Source organism: Pseudoalteromonas apostichopi (assembly GCF_030297135.1).
In the GTDB taxonomy this organism is placed as follows: domain Bacteria; phylum Pseudomonadota; class Gammaproteobacteria; order Enterobacterales; family Alteromonadaceae; genus Pseudoalteromonas; species Pseudoalteromonas apostichopi.
The window spans coordinates 597,440-611,670 of sequence record NZ_AP028065.1 but is presented as its reverse complement, the minus strand read 5'-3'; the positions used below and the strand labels follow the sequence as shown (position 1 = coordinate 611,670).

Here is a 14,231-nt window from a genome sequence, read left to right as displayed (position 1 = left end):
TCCAAAAATGTGGATAAATCTTTTCTAACTTATCAAATTTTTGGCTAGAAACAATCAAGTTTGTCGTTTTATTGGGGAATTTGAACGCAAATAATGACAATGAAGGGATAAAGGTGTGTAAAAAGCCATCAATTGTTTATTAATGGCTCACTTAAGTAAAAAGTGGCACTAGCTGCCAATTTAAATCTTGTTGGTAATACATCACCATAGGTTAGTTGTAACCCAACACAAACTTTTTCTCTGAGCCAAAGCTTTCTGGCATGGCGTTGCCAAACTCTTTGTTTATTAAATTCAGTGAGTGCTCTTGCTCAGCAAGTAAGTTTAAGATGCGGTTACGGTACTCTAAACTTGATTCAAATAAGTTTAGATCAACCAAAGGTTGTAAAGTGGCAAGTTTTTGTGTGAGTGTCATTTGTGACATTGTGCTCTCCTCGTGCTATTCAAAGCCTGTGAAACCTCAAGCTCTCTCTATGTATATAGCAGCTGTAGACTAAAATAGTTAATAATTAGCGCATATTGCGCATAAAGAACTTAGTATTTACCAAGTTTTCACCTATTATGCCGTGCTAAACTTAGTCACAACTGAACCAAACTGATTTTTACTAGGAATGTTAATTTATGACCCTTGCTGATCTGCAATCTGCACTATCGTTTGTTTTGTTCACCTACAATGATGTGCAAATTACTGTGCTTAAAGTAATTCAAGTCCCTTTGGCGCTGTTTTTAATGTGGTTTGTGGTCACCTGGATTGGTCGATTAATTAAAAAAGCGTTACTGGCAAAAAACTTAGGTCCTGACACGGTTCATCTATTCACCCGCATTTACCTGGTCGTTACCATAGCCGTTCTCGTTTTTACTTCGCTGGAAGTACTTAATATTCCTCTAACAGCTTTTGCATTTGTTTCTGGTGCAATTGCAATAGGCGTCGGATTTGGTGCGCAAAACATTATCAACAATTTTATCAGTGGTTGGATACTAATGTGGGAACGACCAATCCGTATTGGCGACTTTTTAGAAGTGGGCAATGCAAAAGGAGTCGTCGAGACAATTAATACTCGTTCAACTCGTATCCGCCGTAATGATGGCGTGCATATGCTTGTACCAAATAGTCACTTATTAGAGAACACGGTGACAAACTGGACATTGATTGACCGTAATGCACGTTCTTTTGTGAACGTTGGTGTTGCTTATGGTTCAGATGTTGTGTTGGTTGAGAAGCTAATGAAACAAATTCTTGATGAGCATCCAGCTATTTTAAAAACGCCAGCATCGTCAGTGTTATTTGATGACTTTGCCGATAGTTCTCTAACCTTTAGCGCTATTTTCTGGGTGTGTGCTGAATCAGAAGCGCCGCTTCGTCAAGTGCGAAGTGAGCTGCGTTTTAGCATTTATAAACTATTTGCAGAAAATAACATTACCATTGCTTTCCCTCAGAGAGATATTCATATCGATGGCGAGATAGCGTTAACGAGACGCAACAGCCAAAAATAAAAAAAGCGGCTCAGCCGCTTTTTTGTTATCGAAAGAATGAATAGTAACAATGAAACTAAGTAAACATAGGGTGGACAATTCCGTTAGTCCATAAAATAGCCGTCGCAGCTAAAATAATTACCAGTAATATTAGCCCACAAGTGACTACTGAACTGGCATAAATAAAGCCTCGCTCTTCAGGAATGTGCATTAAAATTGGCACTCCAGTGTAAAGCAAGTAAACAGAGTAAGCTAAAGCAACAAGACCAACACATACCACAAACCATAGCTCAGGTAAAAATGCGGCAAATGAAGACATAAACACCGGCGTTGCTGTGTAAGCTGCAAGCTCTAGAGTTTGTGTAAACGTAGGTTTTGCACCAAAGGTCACAGCCATCCAATGTGCTAAATAAGCAAGAGCAAAAACGCCCGCAATCAGTGCAAAGTACATCGCAACTGCGATAAGTAATGCACTATCATGGGTGAGGTATACTGCCTCACCTGAACCGATACTCCAGCCCAAATAAACTGATGAATAGTAGCCCATAATAGAAGGGATACAGGCAATTAATAATATATGCGATAAGCTATAGCGCAAGCTTTCGTGACGGTTATCAATTGTCTGCCATTCTTCGAGTGGGTGAGCGTACAAGCCCCATAAGTGGTTTAGAATCATAATTATTGCCCCTGTAAAAAAGGAATATGAGCTGTTTTATTTTTGTACAGCTTTGATTAAGTTATGGTTCAGTAATTAAGTCTTGTCAAGAAGCTGAAATAGACGAAATAGTCGATTAAATGTAACTCTTTAGTGCATATAGAAAATTACTTTGCACTGATGTGGGTCATGGAATGCGGACTTATTTATGTGGTAAAATCAAACCAAGATTTTTGTTGAGAAGTTATTCTGTGCCTTATTCTGATTTGTTAGCACCCATTCATTCTTTTCTAAAGTGTGAAACACCCGATGAGTGGATTGCTGCGGCAACTAAAAAAGAAAACTTAGATATAGTTCTAATTGACCACTTAATTTGTGAATTAAAGGCCGCGCAAAGTGCGATGTTTTTAATTCGTAAGTACGCGGTTGATAAGCAAAGTAGTGACGCTTTACTTGAGTGGCTAAAACCATTTGAGACGCTTATTTATAAGCGAGAAGGGGATTGGCGTGAGCTTGCAGATAAAAACAAGCTGACTAAATCAATGATCCCAAAATCGAACTCACCTTATGGGCAAGACCTCATCGATAAAATGGTGATGCTTATTAAAGAAGAACTACATCACTTTTATCAAGTACTTGAGATCATGGATGAGTACGGTATTGAATATAAAAGTATTACCCCATGTCGTTATGCAAAAGGTATGCTGCGCCATGTAAAAACTTACGAGCCAGATGCTTTAGTTGATAAGTTAATTATTGGTGCCTATATCGAAGCCCGCTCATGTGAGCGCTTTGCTAAATTAGCGCCACATGTAGATAAGCGTTTAGGTGATTTTTATATTTCACTACTGCGCTCTGAAGCCCGCCATTACCAAGACTATTTAACCCTTGCTCAAGAAATCAGTGAATTTGATATTACAGAGCGTGTTGAATTCTTTGGTCAGCTTGAAGCCGATCTTATTTCAACCCCAGATGAAGATTTTAAGTTCCATAGCGGTGTGCCTGCGTAAAAATAACCAAGAGCGCTTGCTTGGCGCTCTTTTGCTTCATCCTACCTTATACAATCCGTTTTCTTAATAATTAAGCCTTATCCTTGTCGTAGTTTATAATTTTTATTACTTTTCCGAGACTTACTTATTTTTATCTTCAGGGAAATATTTGTACCTTTAAATATTTTGTACTACGTTTGACCTAGATATCTATTAATGTTCGTAAAATAGAATCATAAGTTGTCAAAAGGAGACGTTATGCGTGATTCTAATGAGTTTTTCGAGTTTAAAGAGAGTGCTTCTGAAAAAACGCATACTCAAAAAAAATGGAAAATATTAACGGTTGAAGACGACCTAAACTATCAACAAGCATTATTAAATAGTTTTAATGCTATATCTTTCGATGACAATCAGTCACTGGAGGTACTGACCGCGAATTCAGTGTCAGAGGCATCATCTGTATTATCCCGACATAAAGACATCGCTATTGTATTTCTTGATGTGGTGATGGAAGAAGATGATTCTGGCCTACGGCTTGTGAATACCATTCGCCATGTATTAGGTAACAACGATATACGCATAGTGCTATTAACAGGGCAGCCAAGCTTTGCCCCTGAACCACAAGTCATGCAATCGCTTGACATCGACGAGTATTGGAATAAGTCAGACATGACGGTAGATAAGCTTAAATCTATCGTTAGTAGCCACCTTCGTACTTATCAATACATTTCGCAAATCTCAAATGCTAAACAAGGGCTTCAGCTAGTACTCGATGCAGCAAGAAGCATTAATAGTAAACACGATATACGTGCGTTTTCCCATGCGGTGCTAGATGAGATAGGTAAAATTTTGCACCTATCTAAGGGAGGCGGCGTGTTATGTGTTGGTAATGAAAAGCACTTTGATAAACATCCTAAAGTTCTTACTAGTATCGGCTGCTTTAGGGGGCTTGATGGTAAAGACCTCAGCACAGATTTGCTCAGTGAAGAAGCAAAACAATCCTATATTTTAGCCAGAGAAAAAAAAGAACACGTTTTCTCTGAGCATTATAGTGTTTTTTACTTTGATACCAGTGATGTTGATATTAGCTTCTACATCACGATTGTAAAATCAGATACGCCAATTGATGAGCATAATGTATTTTTACTCAAAGTTTTTAGTGAAAATGTCAGTACGGGCTTTTCGAATATCGCACTGATGAACCGCCTTACTGAGCTTGCATATACCGACATAACGCTAAATATACCCAATAGAAACTGGTTACAGCGCGAAATCGATAATATGAACAAATACGAACAGTCTGAAACTCAGCTAGTGGTATTTGAGATACTCCAGTTTGACGAAAAGTCTTTTCGGTTTGGTCATGAATTTTGTAAAAAAACACATCTCAAAATGCTCGAGAATATTTTGCAAGCATTGGCGCCGTATCACCCTCGTATTGCCGTATTTAAAAGTGATAGTTTAGGTGTTTTAGTTTCAAGTCATGCATTTGAAGATGAAAGTATTGTTGACTCTTTAAAACGTCAATCTTTTGAAATTGATGGAGTAAGGCAGTTTTTAGATGTGCGTATTTTAGTTATGCAACTAATCGCCTTTGAACAACATAATGCTGAGCAAATTTTTAACCTTGCAGAATCCACCCTTAACGAAGAAAACACACAGAGAGCTGAACTTCTTTATTATACATTAGACAATACTAAAGCTATTACACGGCGCTATGAATTGATGCAAGAGTTGCGCACCGCAATTCGTAACAAAGAGCTCCAAGTAGCGCTACAACCCAAGGTTAATTTAACCACAAATGAAGTGGTTGGTTTTGAAGCACTGGCGCGATGGCAAAGAGACGATGGAACATTTGTTAGGCCCGATGAGTTTATCGAACTTGCCGAAACTGCGGGACTTATTAGTGAGTTGGATAAGCTTATTTTCGATAAGATAATGCAAACGATTAAGCAATTTGCAGAGCAGGGCATTAGCTTGCCAATTGCGTTTAATGCATCTACGTTTGATTTGTTAGCCGATGATTACTTTGTTGAGATTGCCGCACGTATTGAAGAGTATGATATATCGCCTTCGTTATTAGAGCTTGAAGTAACAGAGACTCAAGCGATTTTTGACTATGAAAAAATTAACGCATGCTTATGTCGTTTTGCGGGTTTAGGTATAAAAATTAGTATTGATGATTTTGGTACTGGCTATTCGTCGCTTGCCCATATTAGTGAAATACCTGCGCAGATAATAAAAATAGATCGCTGTTTTGTGACTAACATCCAAGAGTCAAAATCTAACCAACACATTATCGAAATGATTATGTTGCTGGCAGATAAATTTGGCTTTGAAGTAACGGCAGAGGGCATTGAAACAGAAGCCGAGCATAACTGGCTTATTGAAGCTGGGTGTAACATAGGGCAGGGCTACTATTATGCAAAACCCATGTTTTATGATGATGCATTGCAATGGCTAAAGGGCAGGTCTAAATAACTAGTATGGTAGAAGTAACAAGCCAATATAAGTCACTGAAAAAAAGTCTACTTTTTAAATTTATGGTCATGGCTGCTGTTAGCTTATTATTAAGCTTGATGGTTTATGTAATTCAATATCAAATACAAAAAAGTAGTGTCACGCTTTTGCAAGATAACACCTTACTTGCCGCTCACAACACCTTAAGCCGTGAGCTTGGTGATGTACGTAAAGTGGTTCAGTTGCTGGTAGCCGATGACATATTAAAGCAAAGTGATGAAATCGCATTACTTGAGGAACAGATACAAATCCATTTTGTGAACTTTGGTTTAGCAGCAGAAAACATTTCGCAAATACGTTGGTTAGATAGAAAAGGCCAAGAAAAGGTTCGGGTTAACTTTAAAACAGGGCAAGCAGAGCTAGTACCAAAACAACAGTTACAAAATAAAAGTAGCCGTTATTATTTTACCGAGGGAATGGAGCACAGTCAGGGTGAAGTTTATATCTCCCCAATAGATTTAAATGTAGAGCGCGGGGCTGTTGTTACACCCCATGAGCCGACATTGCGAGCATCTTATCGAACCACAAGCGATAACTTTGTATTAGATGGGCTAGTGGTTGTCAACTTTGACTTATCGAAAACCTTACAGCAAATAAAGTCACTCAGTACCTTACAAGCACAAATACAATTAATTAATGGTGAAGGTTATTGGTTATTACACCCTCAGAAAGAAAAAGAGTGGGGGTTCATGCGAGAAAAATCAATGCTGACATTAGGTAATGAAGATAGCCAATTATGGCAAGCAATTACCCAGCTGCCTAAATCTCAGGAGCTTATTGCATCACATAGTCATGCAACTAGCTTTTTAAAAATGAATTTAGGCAATAAAAACGCAGCTGGCACAAACGATATTGTTGTCCTAGTAGAGGCTGATGATTCGGTGCAAAACGAGATTATTTTACGATCTTTTATTATAGCGTTAGCTTGTGCTGTTACCTTAATATCAATTTCTGGTTTGTATCTGAAACGTAGTTATCGAGATCAGCGTAAAATTATAAAAGCCAGATCACACCTAGAGCAAGAGCAGCAAGAACTGTTAGCTGCCAATACCAAATTACAACGTTATATAAAGCAGCAACATCAATTACAAGGTGAGCTTATTGAAGCGCAAAGGTTGTCATCACTTGGTTTAATGGTGGCAGGTGTAGCTCATGAAATGAATACGCCACTCGGTGGTGCTGCAATTTCATTATCGAATGCGCAATTAATTAATCAACAACTCAAAGATAAAATAGATGAAGGCTTCACTAAGCAGTTCTTAGAGTCTAGCGTTGAAAAAATTGACGACAACCTATTGATATCAAGGGTTAATTTAGATAAAGCTATCTCTCATGTTAAAAGCTTTAAGGAAATGGCACATGACCGCTCAAATGATCAGCTCGTTAGTTTTAATATCGAAAAAGTCATCAGTGATCTATTACTTGGTTTAAAGTCTCGCTTTAAAGCCTCACAAGTAACAATAGAAACTTACATCGATGTCAAAAAAGATATCACGAGTCGTCCTGGAGTTATCTCGCAGGTTATCGAGAGTTTAATCGTTAATGCAGTTTCTCACGCTTTTAACGAGCTTGATGACAAATTGATTCAATTACATGTTTATTTAAATCAACAAGGTGACGTTTGTATTACTATTTCTGATAATGGCTGTGGTATTGATGACTCATTACGTAGCAACTTATTTGATCCCTTTGTTACAACATCTCGAAAGCATGGCCATACAGGGTTAGGTTTGTACCTTGTACATGAGTGGGTTACGAGTGTTCTAAACGGAAAAATCCAGCTAGTTGCAAATACTGACTTACCTGAGGGTATAGCAACGAAGTTTAAAATCACTTTGCCAATCGTGCAGAAGAGCACGGTTAGTTAGAGTAGGCTTGCTCGTATAGTTGCGTAATATGACTCATTTCACTTTCATTCAGCTCATATCGCTCCAGTATCTCTAAAAGTTTACCAGACGCCATAATCGCTTTTAGGCCTAAATATAAACTTTGTTGAAAAAGCTCCCCTTGAGGGTGTTTTTTTTCGGTGATTACATGCAATTGTTGAGTTGCAAGGTAAGGAGTGATTATTTCTAACTCTGTTGGCTTTGCTTGCTTTAAGCGTTCGCTATTCTCGAGCCAATACAAGGCAACTTCTTTAGTGCCTGCTACTAAATCAACACGACCATGCTTCAATAATAATAAGCTTTCAATTAAGCTTCCTGTTGTTGTCACACTCAATTCTGGGTGATGTTCAAACTCTTCACTAACTACATAGTCTTCACCTTTACTAATTGTATAAGGCTTTAATGAATATAGTGAACCTGTGTAGGTTACTTTGTTATCAACACGCTTGAATAAAACGGTATGTGCAGTTGCCAAGGATTGCGAATATGTAAAATTTCTTGCACGTTGCTCGGTATAAAATGCCCCCAGCACCGCTACTCGTTTATGGCGCTTTGCGAGTTTTAATGCCCGAGCCCAATGGGTGTGTTCAATGGTGGCTTTTTGTTTTTGGGTTTTAAGCGCTGCAATTATAACTTCGTGAAGCCAGCCAGGCTTACTTGAGTTATCAATAAAATAAGGAGGATAAGGCTCTGTTACCAATTGCCAAGTTTGACAATTGATTGAAAAACTAAATAGTAAACAGCAAAAAAAAAGGCTCAACCGACTAATCATAGATAATGCGTTTTTTACAATAATAGTTAAAGCATAGTTAAAATGTCAGCGATTTAAAGGGAGTGTGGACTAGTTTTTGTTGCTCGGGCGTAACTCTTAAATATGAACCTTGCTCATACCAGTCACCTAAGACGGTGCGCGTCAAAGTTTTATCGGCTAGATTATAATGGTGCACATTTGGGCGGTGGGTATGACCGTGGATCATATTCGTAACTTGATGTTTTTCGAACATGGCTAATACCGCATCCTCAGTAACATCTAGAATTTCTAACGCTTTGCCAGCTTGGCTTTGTTTTGATTTTTCTCGGGCGTTGCGGGCAATTTTCTTGCGATACCAAAGCGGCATAGCGAGCATTAATTTTGGCCACCACCAACCACGACTTTTTTTACGAAACTTTTGGTACTCAACATCTTGAGTACACATTTCATCACCGTGCAGGATAACTGTGGGCGTCCCGTATAGATCAATAACAACCTGCTCAGGTAATAAAGTCATACTCGCGCTTTTTGCATAGTCTTCGCGCATTATGAAATCGCGGTTGCCATGAATAAAAAACACCTCAGTACCACTTTTGCTTACTTGGCGTAAACGTGCGGCAACAATCTTTGAAAGCTCAGTTTGATAGTCATCACCGACCCATACTTCAAAAAAGTCACCCAAAATATACAGCGCATCAACGTCATCATTAATAATCTTACTATCAAGAAAATTAAAAAATGCCGCAGTAATGTCTGGGCGGTTTTCTGTTAAATGGAGATCGGCAATAAAATAACTTTGTTTCATGGTTACTCGCAAAAAAGCGGGCAATGGCCCGCTTAAAATGACTAAACGATTAAATTAGCTAACCGTTACTTTTTCGATGATTACATCTTCAAGAGGTACGTCTTGGTGGAAACCAGCGCTACCTGTAGCAACACCTTTAATTTTGTTAACCACGTCCATACCTTCAACAACTTCTGCAAACACGCAGTAGCCCCAGCCTTGTGATGTTTCACTGCTGAAGTTTAAGAAGTCGTTGTCGTTAACGTTAATGAAGAACTGCGCAGTCGCTGAATGTGGATCCGGCGTACGTGCCATTGCTAATGTACCTACTTTATTAGCAAGGCCATTATTTGCTTCATTTTCGATAGGGTTGTTCACTTCTTTTTGCACCATACCTGGCTCAAAACCACCGCCTTGTACCATGAAACCATCAATTACACGGTGGAAGATAGTACCGTTGTAAAAGCCAGAGTTTGCATACTCTAAGAAGTTTTTAACTGTGTTTGGTGCGTCGCTTTCGTGCATCTTGATAGTGATGTCACCAAAGTTTGTGTGTAGTACAACCATGAGGTTTCCTATATCTGGTTTAATAATGGGGCTATTTTATAGTAGTTGCCTTGGATTAACAAAGTGCTTATTGAGAAGGATTAACAAAGTGCTTATTCAGTTGATAAAGCGCTAGAGCGGCGGCTTTGCAAGTGTTACCATAGAGAATCTCGAAACACCGTTAAGGACATTTTATAAATGGTACAAATTTACAACACACTTACGCGACAAAAAGAGCAGTTTAAACCCCTTGTTGATGGCAAAATCGACATGTACGTGTGTGGTATCACTATTTATGATTACTGTCACATCGGTCATGCTCGCACTTTTGTAGGTTTTGACGTGATTGTGCGTTACCTACGTCACATTGGCTACGATTTAAAATATGTACGTAACATCACCGATGTTGACGATAAAATCATTAAGCGTGCTAACGAAAATGGCGAGTCAATTAATGATTTAACGACTCGTATGACCAAAGCGATGCATGAAGACTTCGACAGCTTAAATATGCTGCGTCCTGATGTTGAGCCAACAGTGACAAACCATATGGATGAAATCATCGCTATGGTTGAGCGTTTAATTGCTAAAGGCCATGCCTATGTTGCTGCAGATGGTGATGTATTGTTTGATGTTTCTACATTTGAGCAATATGGTGCTTTGTCACAACAAGACCTAACTATGCTACAAGCAGGGTCACGTGTTGAAGTTGCTCAAGATAAGCAAGACCCACTTGATTTCGTGCTTTGGAAAAAAGCTAAGCCAGGTGAGCCTTCATGGTCATCTCCTTGGGGTGAGGGTCGTCCTGGTTGGCATATTGAGTGCTCGGCAATGAGCTCTAAGCACTTAGGCGAACACTTTGATATTCATGGTGGAGGTTCAGATTTACAGTTCCCGCACCATGAAAACGAAATTGCTCAGTCATGTTGTGCAAATAACGGCCAGTACGTAAATACGTGGATCCACACAGGTATGGTTCAGGTTAATAAAGAGAAGATGTCTAAGTCATTAAACAACTTCTTTACCGTACGTGACGTATTAAAAGAGTACGATGCTGAGTCAGTTCGTTACTTCTTAATTTCAGGCCACTACCGTAGTCAGCTTAACTATTCACAAGAAAACCTTGAGCAAGCGCGCTCTTCTCTTGAGCGAATTTACACTGCACTGCGTGGCGTAGCACCAATTGAGTGTGATTTAGCCAGCAATGAATATGTGGCTAAATTCAGAAAAGCGATGGATGATGACTTTAACACACCAGAAGCGCTACCAGTGTTATTTGAATTAGCAAAAGAGCTAAATCGTGTGAAAGATAGCGATGCAGAGCAAGCAGGAAAACTTGCTTATGTATTGCGCAGTGTTGCAGAGGTACTAGGTGTGGCACAACAAGATCCAGAAGCCTTTTTGCAAGGTGGTCAAGCTGATGACGAAGTTGCACACATCGAAGCGTTAATTGCAAAACGTAATGAAGCCCGTGCTAGCAAGGATTGGGCGGCTGCTGATGAAGCGCGCGATGCTCTTAATGCGCTTGGTGTTGTACTAGAAGATTCTGCTGGTAAAACAACATGGCGTAAAGCATAAGCCTCAATTGAGACATAACCCATCAAAAGGTTGCCAACGTGGCAACCTTTTTTGTTTTTAGATGGTATAGCTATTGACCTCAACTTTGCTTGAGGTTTTACATTGGCATCTCTTCGTATTAACAAGGACAGACTTTGAATATTATACTTGCCATGATCCCCGCCTTCTTATGGGGCACCACCTATGCAGTGACCAAATATGCCACACCTGATTGGCCGCCACTTTTATTAGGCGCATTGCGTGCTTTACCTGCAGGATTATTACTTTTATTGCTTAAGCCTAGTTTGCCGACTCGTTCGCAGTGGCCCAGTTTACTGACTTTAGGTGCTGTGAATATAGCGCTGTTTTTTGCCTTTATTTTTATTATGGCAGTCAACCTTCCAGCAGCAATTGCAGGTGTGGGAATGGTTTCAGTGCCTGTTGTCGCTTTATTATATGCATGGCTTGCCAAAGGGCAGCGCCCAGCAAAAGTTCAAGCATTCTGCGCTATGGCATTGGTCGTGCTTGCATGGCTATTATTTGACCCCGCTTATGTGGCATTGAATGTATTAGGAGTTGCGGCTTTATTTGGTGCCTTACTTACTATTGTAATTGGTAGTACCTTAGTACAAAGCTTGTCTGTGCATATACATTGGTGGGTCGTACTTACTTGGCAATTAATCATTGGAGGCAGCCTATTATTGCTTGCTGCTTTTATTGATGGAAGCGTGCTAAACCCAGAGCAATACCAAGGAGTATTTGAGCCTATTTCAGCGCTTCAATATACTGCGCTATTTTGGTTAATCGTTCCCAATACAGCCATTGCCTATACTCTGTATGTTTGGTTATTAGGGCGCATGAGTGTAGCTGAGTTTTCATTTGGCACCATTGCCAACCCAATAGCGGGAATAGTGTGTGCTGTTGTGCTCATAAACGAACAGTATCAAGACTGGCAATACCTACTGATGTTTTTGATGATCATATTTTCAGTGCTACCTCAGATGTTAAAGCTAAGATTGTTAAAGCAACAAACAAGCTAATAAAAAAGGGCTGCCAATTGGCAGCCCTTTTACTAAAGTAATTTTTCTTAGCTGTGATAATTTTCACAAGCTTCAAGCGTGTTTTCGATTAAGCTTGCCACTGTCATCGGGCCAACACCACCAGGTACTGGTGTAATGAAATGTGCTTTTTGTTCAGCAATATCGTATTCAACATCACCAACAAGCTTGCCAGATTCAAGACGGTTAATGCCCACATCGATTACGATAGCACCTTCTTTAATCCAATCACCCGGAATGAACTCAGGTTTACCAACCGCAACAACTAATAAATCAGCGCGGCGAACATGCGTTTCTAAATCTTGAGTAAACTTATGACATACCGTGGTTGTACAGCCAGCAAGTAATAGCTCAAGTGACATAGGGCGACCAACAATGTTAGACGCACCAACAACGACTGCATGCATACCTTTGTAGCGAACACCGGTAGAGTCGAGTAGGGTAATAATCCCCTTTGGAGTACATGGACGAAGTGCCGGCATACGCTGAGCTAAGCGACCAATGTTATAAGGGTGAAACCCATCAACATCTTTATGTGGTGTGATGCGCTCAAGAATTTTTTCAGCATCAAGACCTTGCGGTAAAGGCAATTGTACTAAAATACCGTCTACTTCTTTGTCTTCGTTTAGTTGATCTATTAATGCAAGTAAGTCTTGCTCAGTCGTGTCGCCAGGTAAATCGTAAGACTTAGATATAAAGCCGACTTCTTCACATGCTTTACGTTTAGAACCAACATACACTTGGCTAGCCGGATCTTGACCAACTAACACAACTGCTAGTCCTGGAGCGCGTAATCCATTCGCTACACGCTCTGCAACTCGCTCTGCTACATTGCTGCGTACTTGTTTAGCTATTGCCTTACCATCGATGATGTTTGCCGTCATGGGTGACCTTTAATTGGGGTTAGTTAACTTGATACTGATACATCTAAATATGATTATCCAATGAAGGGGGCGTGGATACACAAATCATGTTTGTTTGATCATATTTATTTATATTGCGTATTTTCGCAGAAAAGCATCATAGCGCCAAGATGCAATCTTATATAAAGCGCTACTTTATAAAAAAGAGTTCAAATTTTAGCTTATATTTGCAATATTTAACCATTATGAACTAAAAGTGACCGATTGAATTATTTTCTTAAAAAAATGTTTGACCTAACTCGGTCAAATCACTATTATGCACCCCGTTGTTAACGAGGTCACTCGCAAACAATAGTAAGCATCGGCGATTAGCGCAGTTTGGTAGCGCACTTGGTTTGGGTCCAAGGGGTCGCAGGTTCAAATCCTGCATCGCCGACCACTTTACTTTTTGTAAATGGTGCTTACAGGCAAACTTATGAAGTTTTCGATGCGCCCGTAGCTCAGCTGGATAGAGCAACGCCCTTCTAAGGCGTTGGTCGAAGGTTCGAATCCTTCCGGGTGCGCCATTTGAAAATATGTAAATGCCGTGGTGATTGTAGCTCAGTTGGTAGAGCCCCGGATTGTGATTCCGGTTGTCGTGGGTTCGAGCCCCATCAGTCACCCCAATTTACTCTAAGATATCGGCGATTAGCGCAGTTTGGTAGCGCACTTGGTTTGGGTCCAAGGGGTCGCAGGTTCAAATCCTGCATCGCCGACCACTTTTTAAGTGGTCTTAATTTTCAAAACTTCTCTCAGTATCGGCGATTAGCGCAGTTTGGTAGCGCACTTGGTTTGGGTCCAAGGGGTCGCAGGTTCAAATCCTGCATCGCCGACCACTTTTAAAAAGTTTAAGGTCATAGAACGATTGGTTTGGGTACCTCAAATTCAGTCGCAGGTTCAAATACTGCATTACCGACCTCTTTTAAAATTTAAGCTTCACTCCCTCTAGCCGAAGCTACTTAATTCTTTTCAATACCTTTTAAATCAGCTTAATTCTCTTTTGTTATTTTTTTGCGTTCGTTTTTTACGCACTTAAACGCTGTTTGCTGCTATATACGCCAAATAATTGCCCCCCAGACTCGACTATCATAAATATTAGGTTATAATGCCGCG

At 39.9% G+C, this 14,231-nt stretch carries 12 protein-coding genes and 5 tRNA genes; 11 read left to right on the top strand and 6 right to left on the bottom strand.

The genetic code is table 11. The features are described from left to right. Positions 1–211 precede the first annotated feature (211 nt). Entirely contained in the window at positions 212–421 is a 210-nt protein-coding gene (locus QUE86_RS02770; RefSeq protein WP_054561957.1) for a hypothetical protein, read from the bottom strand. A 197-nt stretch (positions 422–618) separates the two neighbouring features. Between QUE86_RS02770 and QUE86_RS02765 the strand changes: the two genes are divergently transcribed. Continuing rightward, positions 619–1,491 (top strand): mechanosensitive ion channel family protein, encoded by an 873-nt coding sequence (locus QUE86_RS02765; protein WP_167657991.1) that lies wholly within the window; start codon positions 619–621, stop codon positions 1,489–1,491. A 55-nt stretch (positions 1,492–1,546) separates the two neighbouring features. Here QUE86_RS02765 and QUE86_RS02760 read toward each other — a convergent pair whose 3' ends face one another. Then, the gene (locus QUE86_RS02760) at positions 1,547–2,146 is read right to left on the bottom strand and encodes a Yip1 family protein (protein ID WP_130050971.1); all 600 of its coding nucleotides are present in this window, start codon (positions 2,144–2,146) and stop codon (positions 1,547–1,549) included. 230 nt (positions 2,147–2,376) lie between these two features. Here QUE86_RS02760 and miaE point away from each other — a divergent pair, with 230 nt between their 5' ends. The 3 genes from miaE to QUE86_RS02745 all read left to right on the top strand — a co-directional run bounded on the left by miaE (position 2,377) and on the right by QUE86_RS02745 (position 7,502). Next, positions 2,377–3,135 (top strand): tRNA isopentenyl-2-thiomethyl-A-37 hydroxylase MiaE, encoded by a 759-nt coding sequence (miaE, locus tag QUE86_RS02755; protein WP_286259044.1) that lies wholly within the window; start codon positions 2,377–2,379, stop codon positions 3,133–3,135. 237 nt (positions 3,136–3,372) lie between these two features. Further along, entirely contained in the window at positions 3,373–5,595 is a 2,223-nt protein-coding gene (locus tag QUE86_RS02750; RefSeq protein ID WP_286259042.1) for a GGDEF/EAL domain-containing response regulator, read from the top strand. 5 nt (positions 5,596–5,600) lie between these two features. Continuing rightward, a complete protein-coding gene (locus tag QUE86_RS02745) occupies positions 5,601–7,502 on the top strand; it encodes a sensor histidine kinase (RefSeq protein WP_250661078.1) in 1,902 nt (633 codons plus the stop codon). Here QUE86_RS02745 and QUE86_RS02740 read toward each other — a convergent pair. From QUE86_RS02740 to QUE86_RS02730, 3 genes are read right to left on the bottom strand one after another with little or no spacing between them, the layout of a single operon-like run. Then, positions 7,495–8,280 carry a substrate-binding periplasmic protein gene (locus tag QUE86_RS02740; RefSeq protein ID WP_167657988.1) on the bottom strand — a complete coding sequence of 262 codons (786 nt, stop codon included), beginning with the start codon at positions 8,278–8,280 and terminating at the stop codon, positions 7,495–7,497. The two genes, QUE86_RS02745 and QUE86_RS02740, sit on opposite strands and share 8 nt — an antisense overlap. A 49-nt stretch (positions 8,281–8,329) precedes the next feature. Beyond that, a complete protein-coding gene (locus QUE86_RS02735) occupies positions 8,330–9,076 on the bottom strand; it encodes a UDP-2,3-diacylglucosamine diphosphatase (RefSeq protein WP_167657987.1) in 747 nt (248 codons plus the stop codon). A gap of 54 nt (positions 9,077–9,130) precedes the next feature. Next, entirely contained in the window at positions 9,131–9,622 is a 492-nt protein-coding gene (locus QUE86_RS02730) for a peptidylprolyl isomerase (protein WP_062569843.1), read from the bottom strand. Positions 9,623–9,799: 177 nt separating this feature from the next. Between QUE86_RS02730 and cysS the strand changes: the two genes are divergently transcribed. Together cysS and QUE86_RS02720 are read left to right on the top strand one after the other, a co-directional pair. Next, the gene (gene cysS / locus QUE86_RS02725; RefSeq protein ID WP_286259034.1) at positions 9,800–11,179 is read left to right on the top strand and encodes a cysteine--tRNA ligase; all 1,380 of its coding nucleotides are present in this window, start codon (positions 9,800–9,802) and stop codon (positions 11,177–11,179) included. A gap of 134 nt (positions 11,180–11,313) precedes the next feature. Beyond that, entirely contained in the window at positions 11,314–12,198 is an 885-nt protein-coding gene (locus QUE86_RS02720) for a DMT family transporter (protein WP_286259032.1), read from the top strand. Between the two features lie 47 nt (positions 12,199–12,245). Here the strand turns inward: QUE86_RS02720 and folD are convergent, their stop codons facing one another. Next, positions 12,246–13,100 carry a bifunctional methylenetetrahydrofolate dehydrogenase/methenyltetrahydrofolate cyclohydrolase FolD gene (gene folD / locus QUE86_RS02715; RefSeq protein WP_130050991.1) on the bottom strand — a complete coding sequence of 285 codons (855 nt, stop codon included), beginning with the start codon at positions 13,098–13,100 and terminating at the stop codon, positions 12,246–12,248. A 341-nt stretch (positions 13,101–13,441) separates the two neighbouring features. Here folD and QUE86_RS02710 point away from each other — a divergent pair. The 5 genes from QUE86_RS02710 (at position 13,442) to QUE86_RS02690 (ending at position 13,954) form a co-directional block, all read left to right on the top strand. Next, positions 13,442–13,518: transfer RNA gene (locus QUE86_RS02710), tRNA-Pro, on the top strand. A 50-nt stretch (positions 13,519–13,568) separates the two neighbouring features. Then, positions 13,569–13,645, top strand: a tRNA-Arg gene (locus QUE86_RS02705). A gap of 23 nt (positions 13,646–13,668) precedes the next feature. Beyond that, positions 13,669–13,744, top strand: a tRNA-His gene (locus QUE86_RS02700). A gap of 16 nt (positions 13,745–13,760) precedes the next feature. Further along, positions 13,761–13,837, top strand: a tRNA-Pro gene (locus QUE86_RS02695). A gap of 40 nt (positions 13,838–13,877) precedes the next feature. Beyond that, positions 13,878–13,954: transfer RNA gene (locus tag QUE86_RS02690), tRNA-Pro, on the top strand. Positions 13,955–14,231 lie beyond the last annotated feature (277 nt).